Origin of the sequence: Thiopseudomonas alkaliphila, assembly GCF_001267175.1 — a bacterium.
GTDB classification, from domain to species: domain Bacteria; phylum Pseudomonadota; class Gammaproteobacteria; order Pseudomonadales; family Pseudomonadaceae; genus Oblitimonas; species Oblitimonas alkaliphila.
This window is the reverse complement of sequence record NZ_CP012358.1, coordinates 1,495,821-1,512,017: the sequence shown is the minus strand read 5'-3', so window position 1 is coordinate 1,512,017 and position 16,197 is coordinate 1,495,821. Positions and strand designations below refer to the sequence as shown.

The 16,197-nt window shown below is 46.6% G+C and carries 19 protein-coding genes and 1 pseudogene; all 20 read right to left on the bottom strand.

The genetic code is table 11. From position 1 onward, the window contains the following. Positions 1–2: 2 nt before the first annotated feature. A complete protein-coding gene (locus AKN87_RS12305; RefSeq protein ID WP_158487777.1) occupies positions 3–170 on the bottom strand; it encodes a hypothetical protein in 168 nt (55 codons plus the stop codon). After that, the gene (locus AKN87_RS07230) at positions 154–2,988 is read right to left on the bottom strand and encodes a conjugative transfer ATPase (RefSeq protein WP_080995530.1); all 2,835 of its coding nucleotides are present in this window, start codon (positions 2,986–2,988) and stop codon (positions 154–156) included. The genes AKN87_RS12305 and AKN87_RS07230 overlap by 17 nt, the downstream gene beginning before the upstream one ends. Beyond that, on the bottom strand, positions 2,988–3,401 hold the full coding sequence (locus AKN87_RS07225; RefSeq protein WP_199533061.1) for a TIGR03751 family conjugal transfer lipoprotein: 414 nt from the start codon (positions 3,399–3,401) through the stop codon (positions 2,988–2,990). Before AKN87_RS07225 ends, AKN87_RS07230 begins: the two co-directional genes overlap by 1 nt. Beyond that, the gene (locus AKN87_RS07220) at positions 3,367–4,794 is read right to left on the bottom strand and encodes a TIGR03752 family integrating conjugative element protein (RefSeq protein WP_053102959.1); all 1,428 of its coding nucleotides are present in this window, start codon (positions 4,792–4,794) and stop codon (positions 3,367–3,369) included. Before AKN87_RS07220 ends, AKN87_RS07225 begins: the two co-directional genes overlap by 35 nt. Then, positions 4,784–5,629 carry a TIGR03749 family integrating conjugative element protein gene (locus AKN87_RS07215; RefSeq protein ID WP_080995529.1) on the bottom strand — a complete coding sequence of 282 codons (846 nt, stop codon included), beginning with the start codon at positions 5,627–5,629 and terminating at the stop codon, positions 4,784–4,786. Before AKN87_RS07215 ends, AKN87_RS07220 begins: the two co-directional genes overlap by 11 nt. Continuing rightward, positions 5,626–6,270 carry a PFL_4703 family integrating conjugative element protein gene (locus AKN87_RS07210; RefSeq protein WP_053102958.1) on the bottom strand — a complete coding sequence of 215 codons (645 nt, stop codon included), beginning with the start codon at positions 6,268–6,270 and terminating at the stop codon, positions 5,626–5,628. The genes AKN87_RS07215 and AKN87_RS07210 overlap by 4 nt, the downstream gene beginning before the upstream one ends. Next, positions 6,267–6,698 (bottom strand): TIGR03750 family conjugal transfer protein, encoded by a 432-nt coding sequence (locus AKN87_RS07205; protein WP_053102957.1) that lies wholly within the window; start codon positions 6,696–6,698, stop codon positions 6,267–6,269. Before AKN87_RS07205 ends, AKN87_RS07210 begins: the two co-directional genes overlap by 4 nt. 41 nt (positions 6,699–6,739) lie before the next feature. Continuing rightward, a complete protein-coding gene (locus AKN87_RS07200; RefSeq protein ID WP_053102956.1) occupies positions 6,740–7,111 on the bottom strand; it encodes a TIGR03745 family integrating conjugative element membrane protein in 372 nt (123 codons plus the stop codon). Positions 7,112–7,136: 25 nt separating this feature from the next. Next, on the bottom strand, positions 7,137–7,382 hold the full coding sequence (locus AKN87_RS07195; RefSeq protein WP_053102955.1) for a TIGR03758 family integrating conjugative element protein: 246 nt from the start codon (positions 7,380–7,382) through the stop codon (positions 7,137–7,139). Continuing rightward, positions 7,379–7,729 carry an integrative conjugative element protein, RAQPRD family gene (locus tag AKN87_RS07190; protein WP_053102954.1) on the bottom strand — a complete coding sequence of 117 codons (351 nt, stop codon included), beginning with the start codon at positions 7,727–7,729 and terminating at the stop codon, positions 7,379–7,381. Before AKN87_RS07190 ends, AKN87_RS07195 begins: the two co-directional genes overlap by 4 nt. Before the next feature lie 139 nt (positions 7,730–7,868). Then, positions 7,869–8,597 (bottom strand): TIGR03747 family integrating conjugative element membrane protein, encoded by a 729-nt coding sequence (locus AKN87_RS07185; protein WP_053102953.1) that lies wholly within the window; start codon positions 8,595–8,597, stop codon positions 7,869–7,871. Between the two features lie 149 nt (positions 8,598–8,746). Further along, positions 8,747–10,816: pseudogene (gene traD / locus AKN87_RS07180) on the bottom strand (type IV conjugative transfer system coupling protein TraD); the annotation flags it as partial. A gap of 8 nt (positions 10,817–10,824) precedes the next feature. Further along, positions 10,825–11,349 carry an integrating conjugative element protein gene (locus tag AKN87_RS07175; protein WP_053102952.1) on the bottom strand — a complete coding sequence of 175 codons (525 nt, stop codon included), beginning with the start codon at positions 11,347–11,349 and terminating at the stop codon, positions 10,825–10,827. Continuing rightward, on the bottom strand, positions 11,346–11,909 hold the full coding sequence (locus tag AKN87_RS07170; protein ID WP_053102951.1) for a transglycosylase SLT domain-containing protein: 564 nt from the start codon (positions 11,907–11,909) through the stop codon (positions 11,346–11,348). Before AKN87_RS07170 ends, AKN87_RS07175 begins: the two co-directional genes overlap by 4 nt. Beyond that, complete coding sequence (locus AKN87_RS07165; RefSeq protein WP_053102950.1) at positions 11,888–12,655, bottom strand: TIGR03759 family integrating conjugative element protein; 768 nt, start codon at positions 12,653–12,655, stop codon at positions 11,888–11,890. The genes AKN87_RS07170 and AKN87_RS07165 overlap by 22 nt, the downstream gene beginning before the upstream one ends. Continuing rightward, positions 12,652–13,209 (bottom strand): PFGI-1 class ICE element type IV pilus protein PilL2, encoded by a 558-nt coding sequence (pilL2, locus tag AKN87_RS07160; RefSeq protein WP_053102949.1) that lies wholly within the window; start codon positions 13,207–13,209, stop codon positions 12,652–12,654. The genes AKN87_RS07165 and pilL2 overlap by 4 nt, the downstream gene beginning before the upstream one ends. A gap of 270 nt (positions 13,210–13,479) precedes the next feature. Further along, the gene (locus AKN87_RS07155; protein WP_053102948.1) at positions 13,480–13,737 is read right to left on the bottom strand and encodes a hypothetical protein; all 258 of its coding nucleotides are present in this window, start codon (positions 13,735–13,737) and stop codon (positions 13,480–13,482) included. Between the two features lie 102 nt (positions 13,738–13,839). After that, positions 13,840–14,283, bottom strand: coding sequence for an STY4534 family ICE replication protein (locus AKN87_RS07150; RefSeq protein WP_053102947.1), 444 nt, complete (start codon positions 14,281–14,283; stop codon positions 13,840–13,842). Positions 14,284–14,604: 321 nt separating this feature from the next. Further along, positions 14,605–15,504: a sulfurtransferase gene (locus tag AKN87_RS07145; protein ID WP_053102946.1), complete on the bottom strand. Its 900-nt coding sequence runs from the start codon at positions 15,502–15,504 to the stop codon at positions 14,605–14,607. Further along, a complete protein-coding gene (locus tag AKN87_RS07140) occupies positions 15,501–16,184 on the bottom strand; it encodes a hypothetical protein (RefSeq protein ID WP_053102945.1) in 684 nt (227 codons plus the stop codon). Before AKN87_RS07140 ends, AKN87_RS07145 begins: the two co-directional genes overlap by 4 nt. Positions 16,185–16,197: the final 13 nt, after the last annotated feature.

The following is a 16,197-nucleotide window of genomic DNA, read 5'->3' as shown; positions in this document are numbered from 1 at the left end:
CTTTATTTGTTCTGAGCAGTTTTTTTCAAAAGGGGACTGATAACTTCCAAAAGTGCCCGTAACGCTTCACGGTCTTGCGGGTCAGGAGATTGCTGTAACCGCTGTATTTCTTGCTGTGAAGCAATTAGAACGGGTGTCAGTGGCACGTTGAACTCAAGCTTTGCAGGCATCTTTCAATCCTTCTCCACTAGCTTCTTCGTTGTGCTCAGCAAATAAATGCTTCCACGGCAATGGCTGAATCCCGCGCGCTCGGTCAATCTGTTCGGCGATGTAAAAGGCAGCTTCAAGCTCTGAGCAGTTATGCTCTTCCATCACAAGCATGCGCTCACGCTTTTCTTCGCCTTCAGTCATGGCTAATGCAAGAAAAAGAGAAGGTGGAACAGCACGAAAAAGGAAGTCTTGGTTACGAGAGAGAACTACACCTTCGGTATACTTTTGAGGCTCTTTATTGGCAGATAAAAGCAGAGCTTCTTGGGCAGGCGTCAGCTCTTTAAACCGTGCAATGTCATTAATTTCTTGCTTGGGCATAACCAAGCAAATCCACCACTCAATCATATTGAGCATGGTTTCTGCAGAACCTGGGAAGTCTGCTAAGTTTTGTGTGGCCAACCAAAACCATGCCCGTAACTTACGCCACATTTTTGTGATTTTTACCGCATACGGTGCCACTAACGGGTTCTTAGTGATCATGTGCCCTTCATCCGTGATCATCACAATGTCTCGACCGGTGTACTGATCTCGTTCGGCAATGTTGTTGACGGTGTTCATTAGCGTGATATAGCTGATGGCCATCTGAGCCTCATAGCCTTCACGTGAGAATGTGGCGAGGTCAACAATGGTTACATCTGCTTCAGGCCAGCTTGAACCTGGCCGGTTAAACATTTCCCCATCAAACCCTTGAGTAAAAAGACGCATTGCAGAGGCATGATCTTTGTATCGAGTGCGTAACTCACCCTCCTCACTGTCAGCTTTACGCTCAAAGGCTTCGATGACATCCTCAGTTAATACTGGCCTATTCTCGAATGTGCACCGCTGGGCAGCTTCCAAAATACAGGCTCGAATCGTGCTTTCATCGGCCCGGTTCAAGCGCTCAATTTCACGTGGTTCACCGCCAGTAATCATTAGCTTCGCTGTGATTGCTAGTTCACCTAAAATATCGCGCTCTTCATCTGTCTCTTCTGATTCATCGTTCACATCAATGGCTTTCTGATGCTCAGGCTCCCAGAGCAGTCGAGCATCAGCAAAAGGTGCGAGTGTTATAGATGAACCAGGTTTTAAAGCTACTTTGTTTACTGTGAGCCCCATGAGCTTGAAATAGTCAGCAAGCAGTCCAAATGAGTTACCTGCTTCAATAACAAAAAGTCGGGGACGGTATACCGCCATTAATTGAGCCATCAATGAAACGAGGGATGCAGACTTTCCAGAGCCTGTTGGGCCAAAAATCAGTGCGTGCGCATTCATCGATCGATCCATTCGACTTAACGGATCAAAGGTAACGGGCGCACCCCCTCGATTAAAGAAAGTGATGCCAGGGTTGCCCGTACCTGTTGTGCGTCCCCAGAATGGGGCTAAATTGGTGAAATGTTGGGCAAATATGAGTTTGCTGTACCATAGTTTTTTATCCAGTTGAGGTTTGAAAACCATTGGTAGCCAGCGGATATATGAATTACAGGAGGCAATTTCATCAGCAGGTTCTACGGGTTGTAACCCTGCACCTAATAACTTGTTGAGCAACACTACCGAATGGTCTTCTAACTCTTTTTCAGAGTCAGCACGCATATAAAAAGCCATTGCTCCCTGATAAAGCCGATGTTTACTGCCCATCATGTCTTTAGCGGAATTAATATCGTCTTGAACCTGTTCAGATTCTAAGTTTTCACCAATGGCTTTTTTTGCAAGGCGATTGAGGCGATCTTCCAGTATGTCTTGTGGCGTGATGAGCAGCGTTAAGGACATCATGGTGTGTTCTGGGAGCTGATCAAACAGAGCGTTGTAACCATCGCCGTTGGCTATTTCTCCAGCGATCTGTCCGATGATGGGTGGTTTGCGGATGCGGTCAACGACCATGACTCGGTGTGGAAGGCCATCGAAGTACCAGTAACCTTTCTCATGATCATTCACCGGCTCGCTATTGAAGAGTTGCTCTGCGAAGTCATGATCAAATGGTAGATCAAGCAACGCGGCATCAGCAGATTCATCCGCTGCTTGTTGGTAGGGGATGGCTTTATAAAAGTCAGAAGGTCGCTTAAACCCTTTCGGTTTTGGATTAAAAAATGGCATGAGCCAGTTGTAAAAGTCTTTGCCATCTAAGCGTTTAACGGGTACACCTGCACCGGCCAACGCACCCGATAAACGCTCACATACCTGTTCCAGCTGATCAATGGGTTCAAACATGAGAGACGAACTGCTTTCACGTTCAGGAATCCAGCGATACAGACAGAGATGAACTTGTCGGCTTTTACCGCGCCATGGAAGCTTTGTTACGCGCTTATCAAGAAAGAGTCCGCCTGGTTTTGAAATCGCGACTAGGTGATGCTCCATAAGCTCGAGGTAGCGCTCTGTAAACGGTGTGCCGTATGATTTGTCATGATCTTTTTTACGGCTATCCCGTGCTTGGATGTACTGCTCCAAGTTGCCCATATATTCGGCTGTTGAATCAACATCCTGGCAAAACATTTGAATCACCCAGGGGCTTTCCTCAACCTCTTTAAATGAGTCTTGCAGTGCGTCCTCAATCATGTCGCGAACGGATTGAAGCCAATCGGGCATGCGTCCTTCTGTTCCAATAGGACGCAGCTCAAAAACAGCGCCTACACTACGTCCATCCTCAAGTAGAAAGGCCTTCGACTCTGGTAAATACTCAACCCACGGCAAGAATTGAGGAAATCCTGGTTTCTTATCGTTATAGAGCAGCTCCTCATCAGCAACTGTAGCTCTAGTCTGTTCATGGGCTGCATCAGTTTTTCTGCGCTTAAAAAGGCTTAGCATTAATAGTCCTCCAACCGTTCGCCAGGCATGGCGTATTGCACTTTGTTGTAGAAGGGGAAAACGGTTGAGTAGCCTGGAATAGGCGCACCTTCAGAGCCAGCTAAGTGTGGATAGACGTACATAATGAGATCTGGGTTTGGCAGGCGTTTGAACTGACTGTAAATTTCATTGGCAGCAGTTCGTGTATAAGCGTGTTGGTTGGTGATCTGTGCACCCTCAATGGAGCGGCGTAAAACGCTACGTGCATCCATTAACTCTTGTTGCATGCCACCTCCACCTGCATTACGCCAGATATCGTGCATTGTTGTGTCACCGTGCGGGAAGGTCTTATCTTTATTTGTGCTGCATCCAGACATCAGGACTGCAGTGGCAACAAAACTAATCAAGCCAAATGATTTCATCGTGTTCTTCATTGTGTTTAACCTTGCGTCCGAAGTTTTCGTAGTCGAGTGTGATTTCGCGGTCAATATGCACTGCGATTTCTTGGTGTGGAGGAACGTAAACGGCAGCAAATGCTTGCCCATACATCTTTCCAACCCAGTCCTGAATGTCACCGACACCTCGTTGTAAAATGGCGTTGAATGCCTGGTCATTGTCTGTGATGGTGGTACCGCCGGAAGAGACCTGAACATTGTTTCCATCACTAGAGAAAATGCGTGCAATGGCAGCACCTGCAGCTGTGATTAGGCTGTTATTTGTAATGTATTCCTTGGCATTGGACTTGCGGTCCCCTGCAATGCACGGAATACCGAAGGGGTCACTGATATAGCCAATGCCGCCGGTAATGCTGTTACGGTTCTGGTTACCTGTGGTACTACGATTACGTTGAACTTTTTCAGGCTCAGGCACTGTTCGAATGGTGCCGTCCTCAAAAATAAAGGTGATGGTTTCGACTTGGCCACGAACACAGGACAGCGTCCAGTCCCCTTGGGCTGTGCCTGACATGACCGCGCCACTAATTTCTGGCAGTTCAATGCCGTTGGCCGCTAAGTTGTCTTTACCAAGCAAGACTTTGAATGGGTAAGGGTCATTGACTGTGCCATCAACTGGAACACGACCAATCAGGGCTGTCATGCTGACGGAGCCAAGGAGCGTTGAGTTTTCAGCAATGGTAAATACGGAATCAACATTCTCGTTTCGCATTTTTGCATCTTGATTTGCATCAGGTGAGCCAAGAGCATTTTTTGCTGAATCCTGCTGTTGGTCTAAGAGAGAGCCATCCAGTGGATTTTTAAAAGAGGAGGGGAATGCGAATGCATTATCTTTGACTGCGCCGTGGGTATCCGTTTCGATTCCATCGCTAGGGTTAATCCAGACAGTTTTTTCCTCGCTTTGGATGTGTTCATCCTCTAAGCCAAGGCCTATTGGAAAATCAGGCATAGTGCTATTTGAAACTTTATGCTCAAGTTCAGATAGCATCTGCATCATTTGGCTAGTCACTTGTTGCGCTTCTGCTTTTGCGGCATCAGTTTCACTGTTCGCACGAGCTAGAGCTTGTTCAAGCCGTTTTTCCCATTCAGTACTACGTACTTCTAGTTCACGGTTGGCATCTGATAACTGATCATTTTTATCGTTAGCTGATTTAATTTGGGTGCGCATGTGACGTAATTCGCCGACAAGAGTGCGCAGTGTATCCGCTGGCGTATCACCCTCGATTCCTAGCTCACGTGCTTCTTCTTGAGAAAGCATGAGGCCTTTTTCTGTGCGTTGTTGCTCGGTAGGCTTACGAGGCTGAGCAACGATGATAATTAAAACGACTAACAACATCGCTGGCACGATGTATTTGAATATGACATTACTTTTCATTGGGCAGCTCCTGGGTTGTTTCAGGGGCCATCAGGGCTAGAGGTAAGAATTTTTCTAGCCCCCCATGACGGGTGATCATGTAAGCAATGGTGGTGTCTTCTGGCGTGTCTTTTGAGCCTAGCCATGAATGTTGGAAAGCAACTGAATATAAGTTGGCCTGAACATCCCGTGGGTCGAGTTCGACTTTACCTGCGCGTTGGTGCTGTATACGGACGGCTGTTAGGGTATAGCTCCCTAGTTTAAATGCCGCGACTGCTTCAGCTTTAACAGGCAGCATAGGGAATACGGGTAAAGGTCCTGATACTTTGACGGGTACTTGCCTGATGCCAGGTATAGGTTCGACTGTACGTAAAGGAGCATAGAGCATCTGTGCTGCATATCGAGTAAGAGCGACAGGTGCAGGAATGCTTAATGCTTTATCTTGAGCTTTTGTAATTTTTTCTTTTGAGTGGGTGTCGCGCTGATAGTCAACGCTTTCATCATAGACAACTTGTATGGCTTCAAGCGGCTGATCTTTAGCGGGTACGGTGGCGACATCGAGCAGAATCACTTCACCGGTCTCAACATCCTGCACCTGCAGCCGTGACGGTTCAATCTCATCAGTGGCAAGTAGATATAAGGTGCCTGATGCTGACTGTATGCGTAACTGGCCAGCTAGTTTGCTAGAGACTCCGACACGGACATTTTTATCAAGAAAAATAACCCGTTCCTGGTCTTTAACTAATGGCACGGGAATCGGGAGGCGCTCCCATTTAATCAGTTCAACAGCAAAGGCAGATGCACTACAACAGCATAATAATCCTACCGCCATAATGCGCTTTAAATTGGTCTTCATAGAGCACTGTCTCCTTGAATTTCCAGTCGTTGAATTGGACCTGCAAAACAGTTGAGAACGAGGCCGTAGGGGTTTTTATGAGGATCAATATCTTGACGCAGTACTCGTAGCGGATAACGTGATGCACTGCGCTTGACGGGCTCGTTCATGAAGTACTCATCAGCATTCAAGTCTAGGTTCACGATCCATGAGTTTTTCGAGTCTTGAATGACCCTAAACTCGGGGTCATCAATAAATCCACGTCCCATAATTTCGTAAATGCCACGTACACGGCTTTTGAGCTCACCGGCTGCGCGGCGTCTTTTCACGTCTTCTTGCAGCTCAACACGACAAGCGTCTGTTAATAGATGCCTCATTCGTTCAATGTTGTTTTCATAATCAATGTTGCCGTCGTTGGGCCAACGGTTAAGTTGTTGGTACACATACAGGCCAAAGCTATAGGCATTTTCCGGTGGAATATCCCACCATAGACGGGTCGAGCCTGAGCGTAGGTCTGGTGGAACATGGACGACTAAATTGTCGGGGGCAGTTTTCCAGCCGTAGAAGAAAGCACCGGCAATAATCGCAATGCCCACTAAGGCACCTCGTAATGTATTGATGTGAGCTTTTTGTTGATCGATGGTATTTTTAAATCGGCTCACAGTGATTTCTCCGAACGAGCGTGGGATGATTTCTTTTTGCAATTTTTGTCATCTTTACGTGTTGACCAAGCGCCTGAACGCACAATGAGTTCTGCTCCCTGTCCCATAGGGAATCCTTTTTTAGCTAGCCAGTACTGAGCCACTCGGTATAACCATGTATTGGGCTTTCCTCGTTTAAGTCGGCGAATTGCTCCACCGCCAAATACGATTGCGAGGCAAGGGCCAATCAGTAAAATTGAAGCGAGTAGCGCGGTCGTCTCTCCCGTCAGAACGAGTAGAAAAAGACCTAAAGGAATGCCTAACGCAGCGCCTATTCCTCCTACAAGAAATAATTCATCAGAGGTCATACCTCTAAAGACCGTGGGGTCTCGATCCAGCCGATCGGGTAAGAACCTTACGGTGTCATCAGGTGCTTGTTCAGAAGACATACCTTGCTCCTCGCTTATGCTTGAGTGTGTGGGGAAAGGGATTAACCGCCGATACCGGTTAACGCGCTGATGCCGCCCATTTTTCCGAGCATCCAGAACACGACCACCAACATGATTGCCCCGACCAGTGCGACTGCACCAAAATCTGTCCAGGTCTTTTTGCCTTTTTGAACGTCAGAAAAAACGGCGATGGCGTAGTACGCAACACCGAGGAACCCTAAGGCCGCTACCACTAGCCCTGCAAAGTTAAGGCCCTGTCCGGCGGTTCCTTTCGCATCTGTTAGGAAGCCAGTTGAGTCAACTCCCCCAAAGCTCCCACCTTTAGCAAAAGCAGGTGCAGTCATCATGCTGCAGAGCATCACCAGTAGTGCATTGCTTGCCCGCGCTTTGATTTTCTTTACTGTTTTGAACATTTAATGAGTCTCCAATTGATGTGTTTTATTTGGCAAATTTTGCAAAAAATGCAATCAAGATAATGATTAAAAGGGTGGCTCTTAGGTAAACGCCACCTGCTCCACCAAAGGTAATCCTCCCCTTTACCCAGGCGTGATATGTGTTGAGTAATAGCCAGGCAACCCATAGCAGTGCGAGTGCCATTAAAGAAAAAGAGAACAGCTCATAGAACGGAGCGGCCCCTGATCCTCCAGCAGCTGTTTTAAATGCGGCTTGCTGCTCAGGTGTCATTTCTGAGCCTCATGAATGCGCTCACGTAAACTACGTGTGCGTGTATAGGAACTTGTTAATTCCTCATGCAACTCTCGTGGTTGAGCACGGTGGGGAACCATGTAGTGCTCAATGCCTATCTGGATTCTTTTGAGATCACGTGTGAGTCGCTCGTAGTCGAACCAGAATCGGTCAGTATTTTTTGGCGTTATATTCTTATGGGCGTTGAGCGTGAGGCGCTGTGCGTTTTCTAGTTGTTGCAAAACCAGTGCAAGTTGTTCGTGCTCAAAAACCTCACTAGCGATTACTGGCGTTGTAAGCAGACCACTTAAGGTTAGAGTGAAAACAATTTTTTTGAGTGGATCCATATATCAGTCGCTCCAAAGTGCGGGTGCTGTTATGGATACCTACTTTATGCGGTTGGAAAAAAAAGACTGCAATTAACCTGATACTCGTTGTAGCGGGTTAATTTGCAGTCTTTACCAGTAGATTATTTTTGTGTTGCTATTAGAGGTATTTCTTGAAAGTGGCAATTGTAATAACGATGGCCACACCCAATGAGATGGCACAGGGGATTAGAATTAACTGTGGATGTATAGAAATAGGCGCGGCTAGGTAAAGTACCCAAGGAGCAAAGATCAGTGGCACGATCATCATTTTTGCGCGGTGATAAATAAAGCTGCTCTCCCGGCCTGCACCAAACTTTCGAATATCGCGTCTCATCAAACCGTCTACAACAGCGGTCATGATACTGAGCATAAATAACGGAATAGAGAGTACAAGGATGGAGAGCCGAACGATGAATGTCATTGTCACAAAGAGAGTGGCTAAAATGTAGTTTTCGGCCATTAAATAGGCAGTAGCCAACCACCCCGTTGTTCCTTTGGCGGCCACCATAGCGGATGCATTTTGAGACAGTCCTGCTAAACCGGTCTTAACGAATATCCAGTCGTAGGATATGTTCAAGAGTTGATTAATGGAGCTGCCAGGGGCACTCAGGATGAGCGATCGCCTAAAGCCATCATCTAACCACCCTAACTCTTTATCTAGCATGTTTCTGCTGTGTTGCCATCCTTCATCGGGCCACCAAAAAGTAATGCCAACGTATTCAATGAGTAATGAAACCAACAGTGAAATCAATAATAGTCCTATAACTTTCCACATCATTGCCCATGTTTTACCAATAAAGGTTTTGGGCTCTTGGGGTTTCTGTTGCTGGGGTCTTTGTTCAGCCATTAGAAGTCACCGTCATCCATGTCGATAGGGTCTGCATCGTCGTAATGCTCATCAGTGCTTTCAAAGTCTGTACCATCCCTAGATAAAGCATGGAACTCATTGAATGACTCAATGCCAGCAAATTCATTGAGATTGGCTAAGGAGGTAGCTGTTGTTGCACTGCTGGTTGAGCTCCACCATGCACCGGCATTTTCGTTGTAATCTTTACGCATTTGTATGGCTAATTCTTGCAGGTTGTCGGGTAAGTTTTCATCTGGATCTGGTTTAGGCAGAGGCATCCGAACTTTCCAAAGCTGGCCCCCTTCTTGTAGGGAAAACATTTGGCCTTTAGGTAGTTTGACGATATGGGCTGGTTCTAATAGAGGCATGCTGGTTGCGGACACTCGGTCCTGAGAGCTTGAGGTAAAGTCTGTTGCGCTGTCTGGATCGGAGGTATCAGTCGCACCGGATACTAACGTGTTGGTTAATACGTTCACTTTCTGCAGTTGTTTGGTCAGTAGCTCTGCTGTTCTGGTTTCACGCACACGTAGCATTTGCAAAGTGTTGAAGTTACCAACCACCTGGCCAGCCTTTGCTGCATTTCCAATTCGCGCCTCAATATCGCTGATGGTTTGAGTGTATGCAGTGACTTGCATGCCAGCACCGCCGCCTTTGTTAATGAGTGGAATAAACTCATCGCCCATCAATTCGTTGAATTCGTCTGCGTGCAAGTTGATGGGAATCTTGTCCTGACCGGAGCCACCAGGGACACCCTCATCAATGCCATGTTTGTAAATATGGCCAGCGACTGAAACAAGGTCTGCAAACATTGAGTTTCCGACGGCAGAGGCCACGGTGGAGTCGGACATAGCATCCAGCCCGACATACACAACTCCGCGCTTACGGATAATTTGCATCCAATCAAAGATAGGTCGAGGGTCGGTCATATCTAGATAATTTGGTGCCAGTAACTCAGCCGTTTTACCGGTGGTTAACTTTTCCAACAATGGCAATAGGGATGCCACAATCTTGTCAAAATAAGTGCGGTCATAGCGCACTGCAGAGCGTAGCCCATCCATCACGGGATCATAAAAGCTGGTCTGAGCAATGTACTGTTCAACAGCAACGACGCGCTTATCACGGCCTTGCATGTTTCTAGGAATATTTTTGTCGTTTAATTTATTCTCGATTTCAACGATGATGTCCCAGGCATTCGTATGACCGGCCCGCTCAAATGCGATATGAGCGTATTCAATAAATAGTTCATCAATATTGACCACATGGCGAGCGATTTGAATGTAGTCAGGTCGGTGGCCAAGCTCGTTTAGCGCTTTGGCAATGATATTGACAAACCGCCATGCGAACTCACGGAAAGCGGCCGAGTTTCCTTCTCCGGACAGCTGGCCTGATACACGTCCTGCTACTTCTGAAATGCGCCCAAACCGACCGATAGCGTTATAACGGGCAGAGATTTCTGGATACCCCAGATGAAACACATAAAACTCTTTTTCTCGGCCTGCGCGTTTAGATTCCATGTACATGCGTTTTAAAAGATCTGCATCCCCCTTGGGGTCAAACATGATGGTCACATCCCCGCGGTGAATATCTTGTGTCACATATAATTCAGCCAGGCGTGTCTTACCTACACGTGTAGTGCCTACTACCAATGTATGTCCAACGCGCTCTGAGAGTGGGGTGTATGCATCCTTTTCATTTGGCTCTACGCCATGAATAAAGGCTGAACCTCCGACTGGTGGGAGTGGCCGCACTGGATTCCATGGGGAATCACGCTGGGTTAATTTTGGGATAAAAGACAGAAAGGATGAAGTGCCTTCCAGCTTCATTTCCAGCGAGCGTGCTATACGGAATAATTTCGAAGGCTCCACAAAGCGTGCAGCCTGTGGATCTTGGGCATCCATAAGTCGCTGGGTATGAATGCGTGTCCACTCGAATCCCTTTCCCATGAAAAGAAACTTATTGCTGACAGGAATCTGGCTACTGGTCATCTCGTAAACGGGTAGTCGTTTTAAATTGCGGCGATAGCGAAGTACATCCATGCCTTGCTTAAAACGTATGGCTCCGATTAAGCCGTAGCACCCACCTGCCGCCCATCCCATACTGGGGGCAAGTGCGACAGCCCATGGTGAGTGGAGGCATAAAGCAGCTGCACCGAAGCAGGTCCAGGCTGTGTAAAACTCAACGGCAGGGCGTAGTTTTGATTCAAGGATGTGTTTTGCCATTGTCAGCCCTATTGCTCGATACTGGTTTTAGTGATGAGCACGGGATAGTGTTTAACGCCGATATGTTTTGCTAAGTCATCGCCAGGTATTGGCTGAAGCATTAGGTCTGGAGCAATTTTCTGCAGTTCAGCCATTGCTTCAGCGGTAGGCACATTCACAACGAGACCTAAGGCATTCAGCTCTTTCAGAATGTGATAACGCTCTGAGAGCCATTGTGCGGAGTGCTTGTCATAACCGATCATGAAAATGGGTTGAACTAAGCCGCTCGCACTGAGCGTTTTAGCTTTAACTGCTCCTGGAGTTAGTTTGCTAACAACTGGAAATGCTGAAAACTGTCCTGGTTTTTGTAGATGTATATCAGGAAGTGGCCGTATGGCTTTCTCACCGGACTCAACACTTAAAGAGTCGTAGTAACGCAGGGCAGAAACTCCGCCTTGATGTATTACCAAGGGGTTGGATTGCTCTGAGTTTGTGCTGGCTGATGCTGTAACAGTAGCGATACAGCTACTCAGCAATAAAAGAAAACGCTTCATTTTAAAGCCTCATATGAGTGATGCGGGAGTATGGTTGAGAGGTGACGCTGCACAGAGTGTTGATAACGTGCAGCAATGGGGCCGCCGGATGGGTAGTGGTATAAGCCAATGGCATTGGCCCAGTTGCCAGAGTTTAGATAATGGGTTCGCAACAACTTTGCAGCTGCATTAAGATTTGCGTAGGGATCTAAGGCATCGCAGGGCGATTTAAAAAGCTGAGGATTCCAACCTACATTTATTTGTGCAATACCTACGTCAATACGCTTAGAGTTATGTGCACTCATGGCTATGTGTAATGCAGTACAGGCAGCTTGCCGAGTAGTGTAGTAATAGCCTTTTCCAGCGATGTTTAGCGTCCAAGGCCAAGGGCGATAACGTCCTGACTTTTGTCGGCGGTTGGACTCTTGTGTTGCCACTGCATATAGCACAGCGGGAGGTACTTGATGAGCTGTTGCGATCAGTTGATATGCACTGGGAATTGGTTCAGCTGAGGCTGAAGCTGCTATAGAACAGACTAAAATGCAGGCTAAGCCTATCGTTAGAGATCGATCTTTTGCCATGCCTGCCCAACTCGTTTAAATGCAAGTGGAAGCTGTTCTGGCTTAGTTGTGGCTTGGCCAGTTATCAGCTTCAACTCATCTTTATTGTAGTTAAGGGTTATTTGACGGCGCTGCACGTGTTCAGGCGGAATACCCACCTTGTTAGCCCATGTGCGTATTTCGTTGTCTGTTGCAGCATTGATGACGTAAATATCCAGGCGTTTTTTACTGGTGACCATTTTTTTTACAGCCGAATCGCAGGCGGAACAGTTCAAGGTGACAAATAAGGTAATAGGTACTTCTTTCAGCTGCCCTGGAGGGAGTACATGCTTTAAAAAACTTGGTTGTTCATCGGTATCATTAATTAAAATGCTGTTGGGAAACTGCTGCTTAAATGCTTGGTTATAGGCACGTTGGTATGCCAGTTCACTTTCTACACGATTGAATTCTGCAACGACTTGCAGCGTTGCGTAACGCATACGTTCTGTTTCTGTTTTAGCTTCAACGCCTAGTGCTGTTAAGGGGTCGAGACCAGGACTCCAGTAGCCACGGGGCCCCTTCATAATGGCTTCGTAACGTTCCCACTCCGCTTCTTCTAACCCCCACAAACGAGCTTTCTGTGCATTAGTGAAATTTAGATCCACATTAGAAACGCTGCCACTGCTAGAAGTGTCTTCAATATTACTTTTGACCTCTTCGGTGATGGATTGCGCTGCAAAGAGGCTTGTGGAGCAGGCCACCCCCAAGATCAGTGCCAAGCGTTTCATTTGTTCACCTCAGAGTGGACGTTGGCAGCAGTCCCTTTAATGACTTGGGCTTCAATGTAGTCAGGGCGAACTTTGAAGCATATGCCGCGTTGCGCTTCGTTAATTTCTACCTGATAGGCGGGTCCAGCTAAGACCTGTAGCGCATTTCTTAGTGTGATAGGGCCAATTGTCTGATGGGCTTTTGGTAAGGGGAGGTTATATAGCGTTTCAATGGCACTGCCTGGAGCAGCTGTACATAGGCGATAACCTGAGTCTGCAGTGACATAATTCAGTGCTGTTTTTACAGTACTTTGGGAATGCGGGGCGTGAAACTGGATGATTTGTGCTAAAAGGTCTCGTTGCTCTGCTGATGGGCGTGTACTGACGATGCGGTATCGTCCTTCACGGATGACCGGTTCAGGTTCACTCAGCGCGCCTTTAGGGTAAATATCGGGAGAAAGCTGTTCAGGGTTTTTGGGCCCACTGGGGGTGTAGGCGGTTGTTTGGACTTGATTATTAGCACAGCCGGTAACCAGTAGGGTGATTCCAGCTAATAGAGTGGCTTTCAGTTTCATGCTCAATACTCCGAGTAATGGGAGTTTGCATGATGTCGTGTAGGTTTGAATAAATGAGAAACAACCTGATATGCAACTGAGCGGATTAATAGTTTTGAGGCATTAAAAAACCCGCTGAAGCGGGTTTTGGGGAGGGTGATTTATAGGCTATCTATTTTTTTAAGCCTTTCCCTGCGGTTCAGGTCGGCGACTGCTACTGCTGTGAACGCTACAACGACCAGTAGCAGCAATCCTCCAAAAAAGGTTAAAGCACTCATAAGAGCCTCGCTTTTATTTGCTTGCTTTAATGTCAATAATTGTACCACATGCAAAGATACCAATGCCGATCAAAGAGAGCTGCATGGCTTCGATGGGCTGAACGGCATCACCAATTACAGCAAACCCGATAGTGCCTGCCGAGATAAGCGTGCCGCCTATCGACTGCAAGGCGCTGCTGAGCCTAATGTAAACTGGCTTGGGTATGGTAAAGGCTTTATCGAGAACCAGACCATAGACAAGACGCATAACGTCTTTAATTTTCTTCTTCATTTCACTTCCTTTGTGAAGTACCAGGAAGCGAAATCCCCCAGGATTTTGTCCCTGGTGGGTGAAAAAAACCCGCTAGACAAATGTCAAAGCGGGTTTTAGAGGTTAGGCTACTGATTCATCGACTGGGGTTGAAGCGGTCTCTGATTCAGTTGTTTTCTGTTGGTAGACAGTTTCTCCATCAATCTTGATGAAGCCAATTCGTAATAAACGGCCTTTTAAGCTGACGCCCATCTCACCTTTTTTAGCACCGGATTGGTACATAAAAGTTTCAGGGTAGATGTCACCAATGGTGAAGCTTACGAGAATTTTTTTCCCGGCATCACAGGCTTGTTGGCAACGTCGCACCAGTTTTTCAGCTTCTGCACCGCGTACTACGCAGTCTATGTATGAATACTCAATCTCATCGCAAGAGCCACGAAGTGCGGCAACCGTTACAGCCATAAAAGGCTGTCCTTTACGCACAGTCACTTCACGAATACGGTTTAAATAACCTACTCCACGGGTGTGAAGATCGAAGTATTGAGTCTGATTTGCTTGATTAGTCATTGTGTTTCTCCAAAAAGCAAAAGGCGGAGAAACACTATTCCTGACGGAAAAGTATTTTCCGCCTAGGATCATTAGGTAGGTTGAACATGAACTCACTACGTGAGCGCCGTTTTTCATCATGTACACGGCTTAGGGCATGTTGCTAATCAACGACTAGCGATACATTCTTTAAATCTAGCACATGCTTTTAAGGTTCGCAACGAGCTGCATTTTTAGTAGATAAAGGCTATCAGTGATAGCCATAATTGTGGGTAGGCTTTACAAAAAGCAGCCAGCACGTGGGTATAACAAAGTACTGGCTGCTTAAAAAGGTCAATATTTTTATCGACCACGCCATACCGTAGCTGATGGATTATTGATTGGAACTCCTACCGCATTACCATACTCAGTCCAAGAGCCATCATAGTTGCGAACTGAGTAGCCGAGTAGTTTATGCAGCGCGAACCAGCTATGACTTGAACGTTCACCAATACGACAATACGTAATAATGGGATTTTCACCAGTAATACCTATATCTGCGTAGAGTTTTTTAAGTTCATCTTGTGAGCGAAAGGTACCGTCTTCATTCACTAATTTGTGCCATGGCATGTTGACAGCTCCTGGCACATGTCCAGCACGCATCGCAAGTTCAGTGGAACCCGGAGGTGCTAAAACTTTTCCTGAAAACTCATCAGGAGACCTGATATCGACTAGCTGGTGATTATTTTGTCCTTTTGCCGCTGCCACTACATCGGCCAGGCGAGCTCGATACTGCTCATTTGCAGGGCCTACGGTGATGTTACCAAGCGCAGGAGAGGGTAATGCACGTGTTAGCTTTCGATTCTCCATCTCCCACTTAACTCGACCGCCATCCAATAAATGCACATTCGCAATACCATAGGTTTCTAGGATCCAAACTCCCCAAGCAGCGAACCAGTTGTGATTATCTCCATACAGTATGATGGTATCACCCTCGTTCACCCCGGCTTTTTGCAAGTGGGCCTGTAGGGTTTCACGGCTCACAATATCACGCTGCACAGGATCAACTAAGTCGGTATGCCAGTTTAGATTTGAAGCATTGGGGATATGGCCTAGTTCGTATTGGTTTGAAATCACGCTGATTTCAAACAATTTAACGTTTTCATCAGCGAGGTGTTGTTCGAGCCAGTCAGTCGTCACGAGGGGTGAGCTAAAGACAGGCAAGCTCAGAGTTAATAAGAGCATTAATGCGAGTTGTCTCATAGTGACTCTCCAGAAGTTTCAGATAGTGAGTTAGCAAGATCCACTAGGTATTTGACTGCCTCATCACTTGCTGATGCTGTGTAGAGTGAGTAGCCCCTGTCTACGCCTTCCCATGCTAAGAAGCTGGCACTAGAGCCATCCTCATGTTTAATTCGTTGCAGCCAAGCAGGTTGTTGATTAACGAGTAAATTTATCTGCTCTTTTGATAACGAGAATCCATGGCTTCCATTACTTGATAGGTATTCTCTTAAGCTAACCATCTGGTTATCACACGAAAAGTTCATGAGTTGTCCACCCATGCCTTGTGCCATTTCAGGTTTGATCTGTAGTCCACATAATTGAGCGCATTGGTTCAGTAGAGATTGGCTAACGTAATATGAAAGTGATCGCATCGCGTTATCTTCATCATCAGAGGAAAGCTGCGTCTTAGGCAAAAGAAGTCGCTCAAAATCCTGCATAGTGACTAGCGAAGAATCATTTTTGATGGGGGTTTGTTGTGGGTTTTTGCTGTTAGCAACTAGCTGCTCTAATGAGAGCTGGGGAAGAGACTGTTTTATATCTAGCAATTTGTCTGATTCATTTATGTCACTGATTATAATTCTTTCAAAGGTATTGGCTTGAACCTGTAAGACCCAGAATAATGTAAAAGATATAAGGATTTTATATGCGTGTTTCATCATGTTTACTCTTAAA

Coding starts and splice junctions, on each gene's coding strand:
- AKN87_RS12305 (WP_158487777.1), bottom strand. CDS start 170: ATGCCTGCAAAGCTTGAGTTCAACGTGCCACTGACACCCGTTCTAATT.
- AKN87_RS07230 (WP_080995530.1), bottom strand. CDS start 2,988: ATGCTAAGCCTTTTTAAGCGCAGAAAAACTGATGCAGCCCATGAACAG.
- AKN87_RS07225 (WP_199533061.1), bottom strand. CDS start 3,401: ATGAAGAACACGATGAAATCATTTGGCTTGATTAGTTTTGTTGCCACT.
- AKN87_RS07220 (WP_053102959.1), bottom strand. CDS start 4,794: ATGAAAAGTAATGTCATATTCAAATACATCGTGCCAGCGATGTTGTTA.
- AKN87_RS07215 (WP_080995529.1), bottom strand. CDS start 5,629: ATGAAGACCAATTTAAAGCGCATTATGGCGGTAGGATTATTATGCTGT.
- AKN87_RS07205 (WP_053102957.1), bottom strand. CDS start 6,698: ATGTCTTCTGAACAAGCACCTGATGACACCGTAAGGTTCTTACCCGAT.
- AKN87_RS07200 (WP_053102956.1), bottom strand. CDS start 7,111: ATGTTCAAAACAGTAAAGAAAATCAAAGCGCGGGCAAGCAATGCACTA.
- AKN87_RS07195 (WP_053102955.1), bottom strand. CDS start 7,382: ATGACACCTGAGCAGCAAGCCGCATTTAAAACAGCTGCTGGAGGATCA.
- AKN87_RS07190 (WP_053102954.1), bottom strand. CDS start 7,729: ATGGATCCACTCAAAAAAATTGTTTTCACTCTAACCTTAAGTGGTCTG.
- AKN87_RS07185 (WP_053102953.1), bottom strand. CDS start 8,597: ATGGCTGAACAAAGACCCCAGCAACAGAAACCCCAAGAGCCCAAAACC.
- AKN87_RS07175 (WP_053102952.1), bottom strand. CDS start 11,349: ATGAAGCGTTTTCTTTTATTGCTGAGTAGCTGTATCGCTACTGTTACA.
- AKN87_RS07170 (WP_053102951.1), bottom strand. CDS start 11,909: ATGGCAAAAGATCGATCTCTAACGATAGGCTTAGCCTGCATTTTAGTC.
- AKN87_RS07165 (WP_053102950.1), bottom strand. CDS start 12,655: ATGAAACGCTTGGCACTGATCTTGGGGGTGGCCTGCTCCACAAGCCTC.
- pilL2 (WP_053102949.1), bottom strand. CDS start 13,209: ATGAAACTGAAAGCCACTCTATTAGCTGGAATCACCCTACTGGTTACC.
- AKN87_RS07155 (WP_053102948.1), bottom strand. CDS start 13,737: ATGAAGAAGAAAATTAAAGACGTTATGCGTCTTGTCTATGGTCTGGTT.
- AKN87_RS07150 (WP_053102947.1), bottom strand. CDS start 14,283: ATGACTAATCAAGCAAATCAGACTCAATACTTCGATCTTCACACCCGT.
- AKN87_RS07145 (WP_053102946.1), bottom strand. CDS start 15,504: ATGAGACAACTCGCATTAATGCTCTTATTAACTCTGAGCTTGCCTGTC.
- AKN87_RS07140 (WP_053102945.1), bottom strand. CDS start 16,184: ATGATGAAACACGCATATAAAATCCTTATATCTTTTACATTATTCTGG.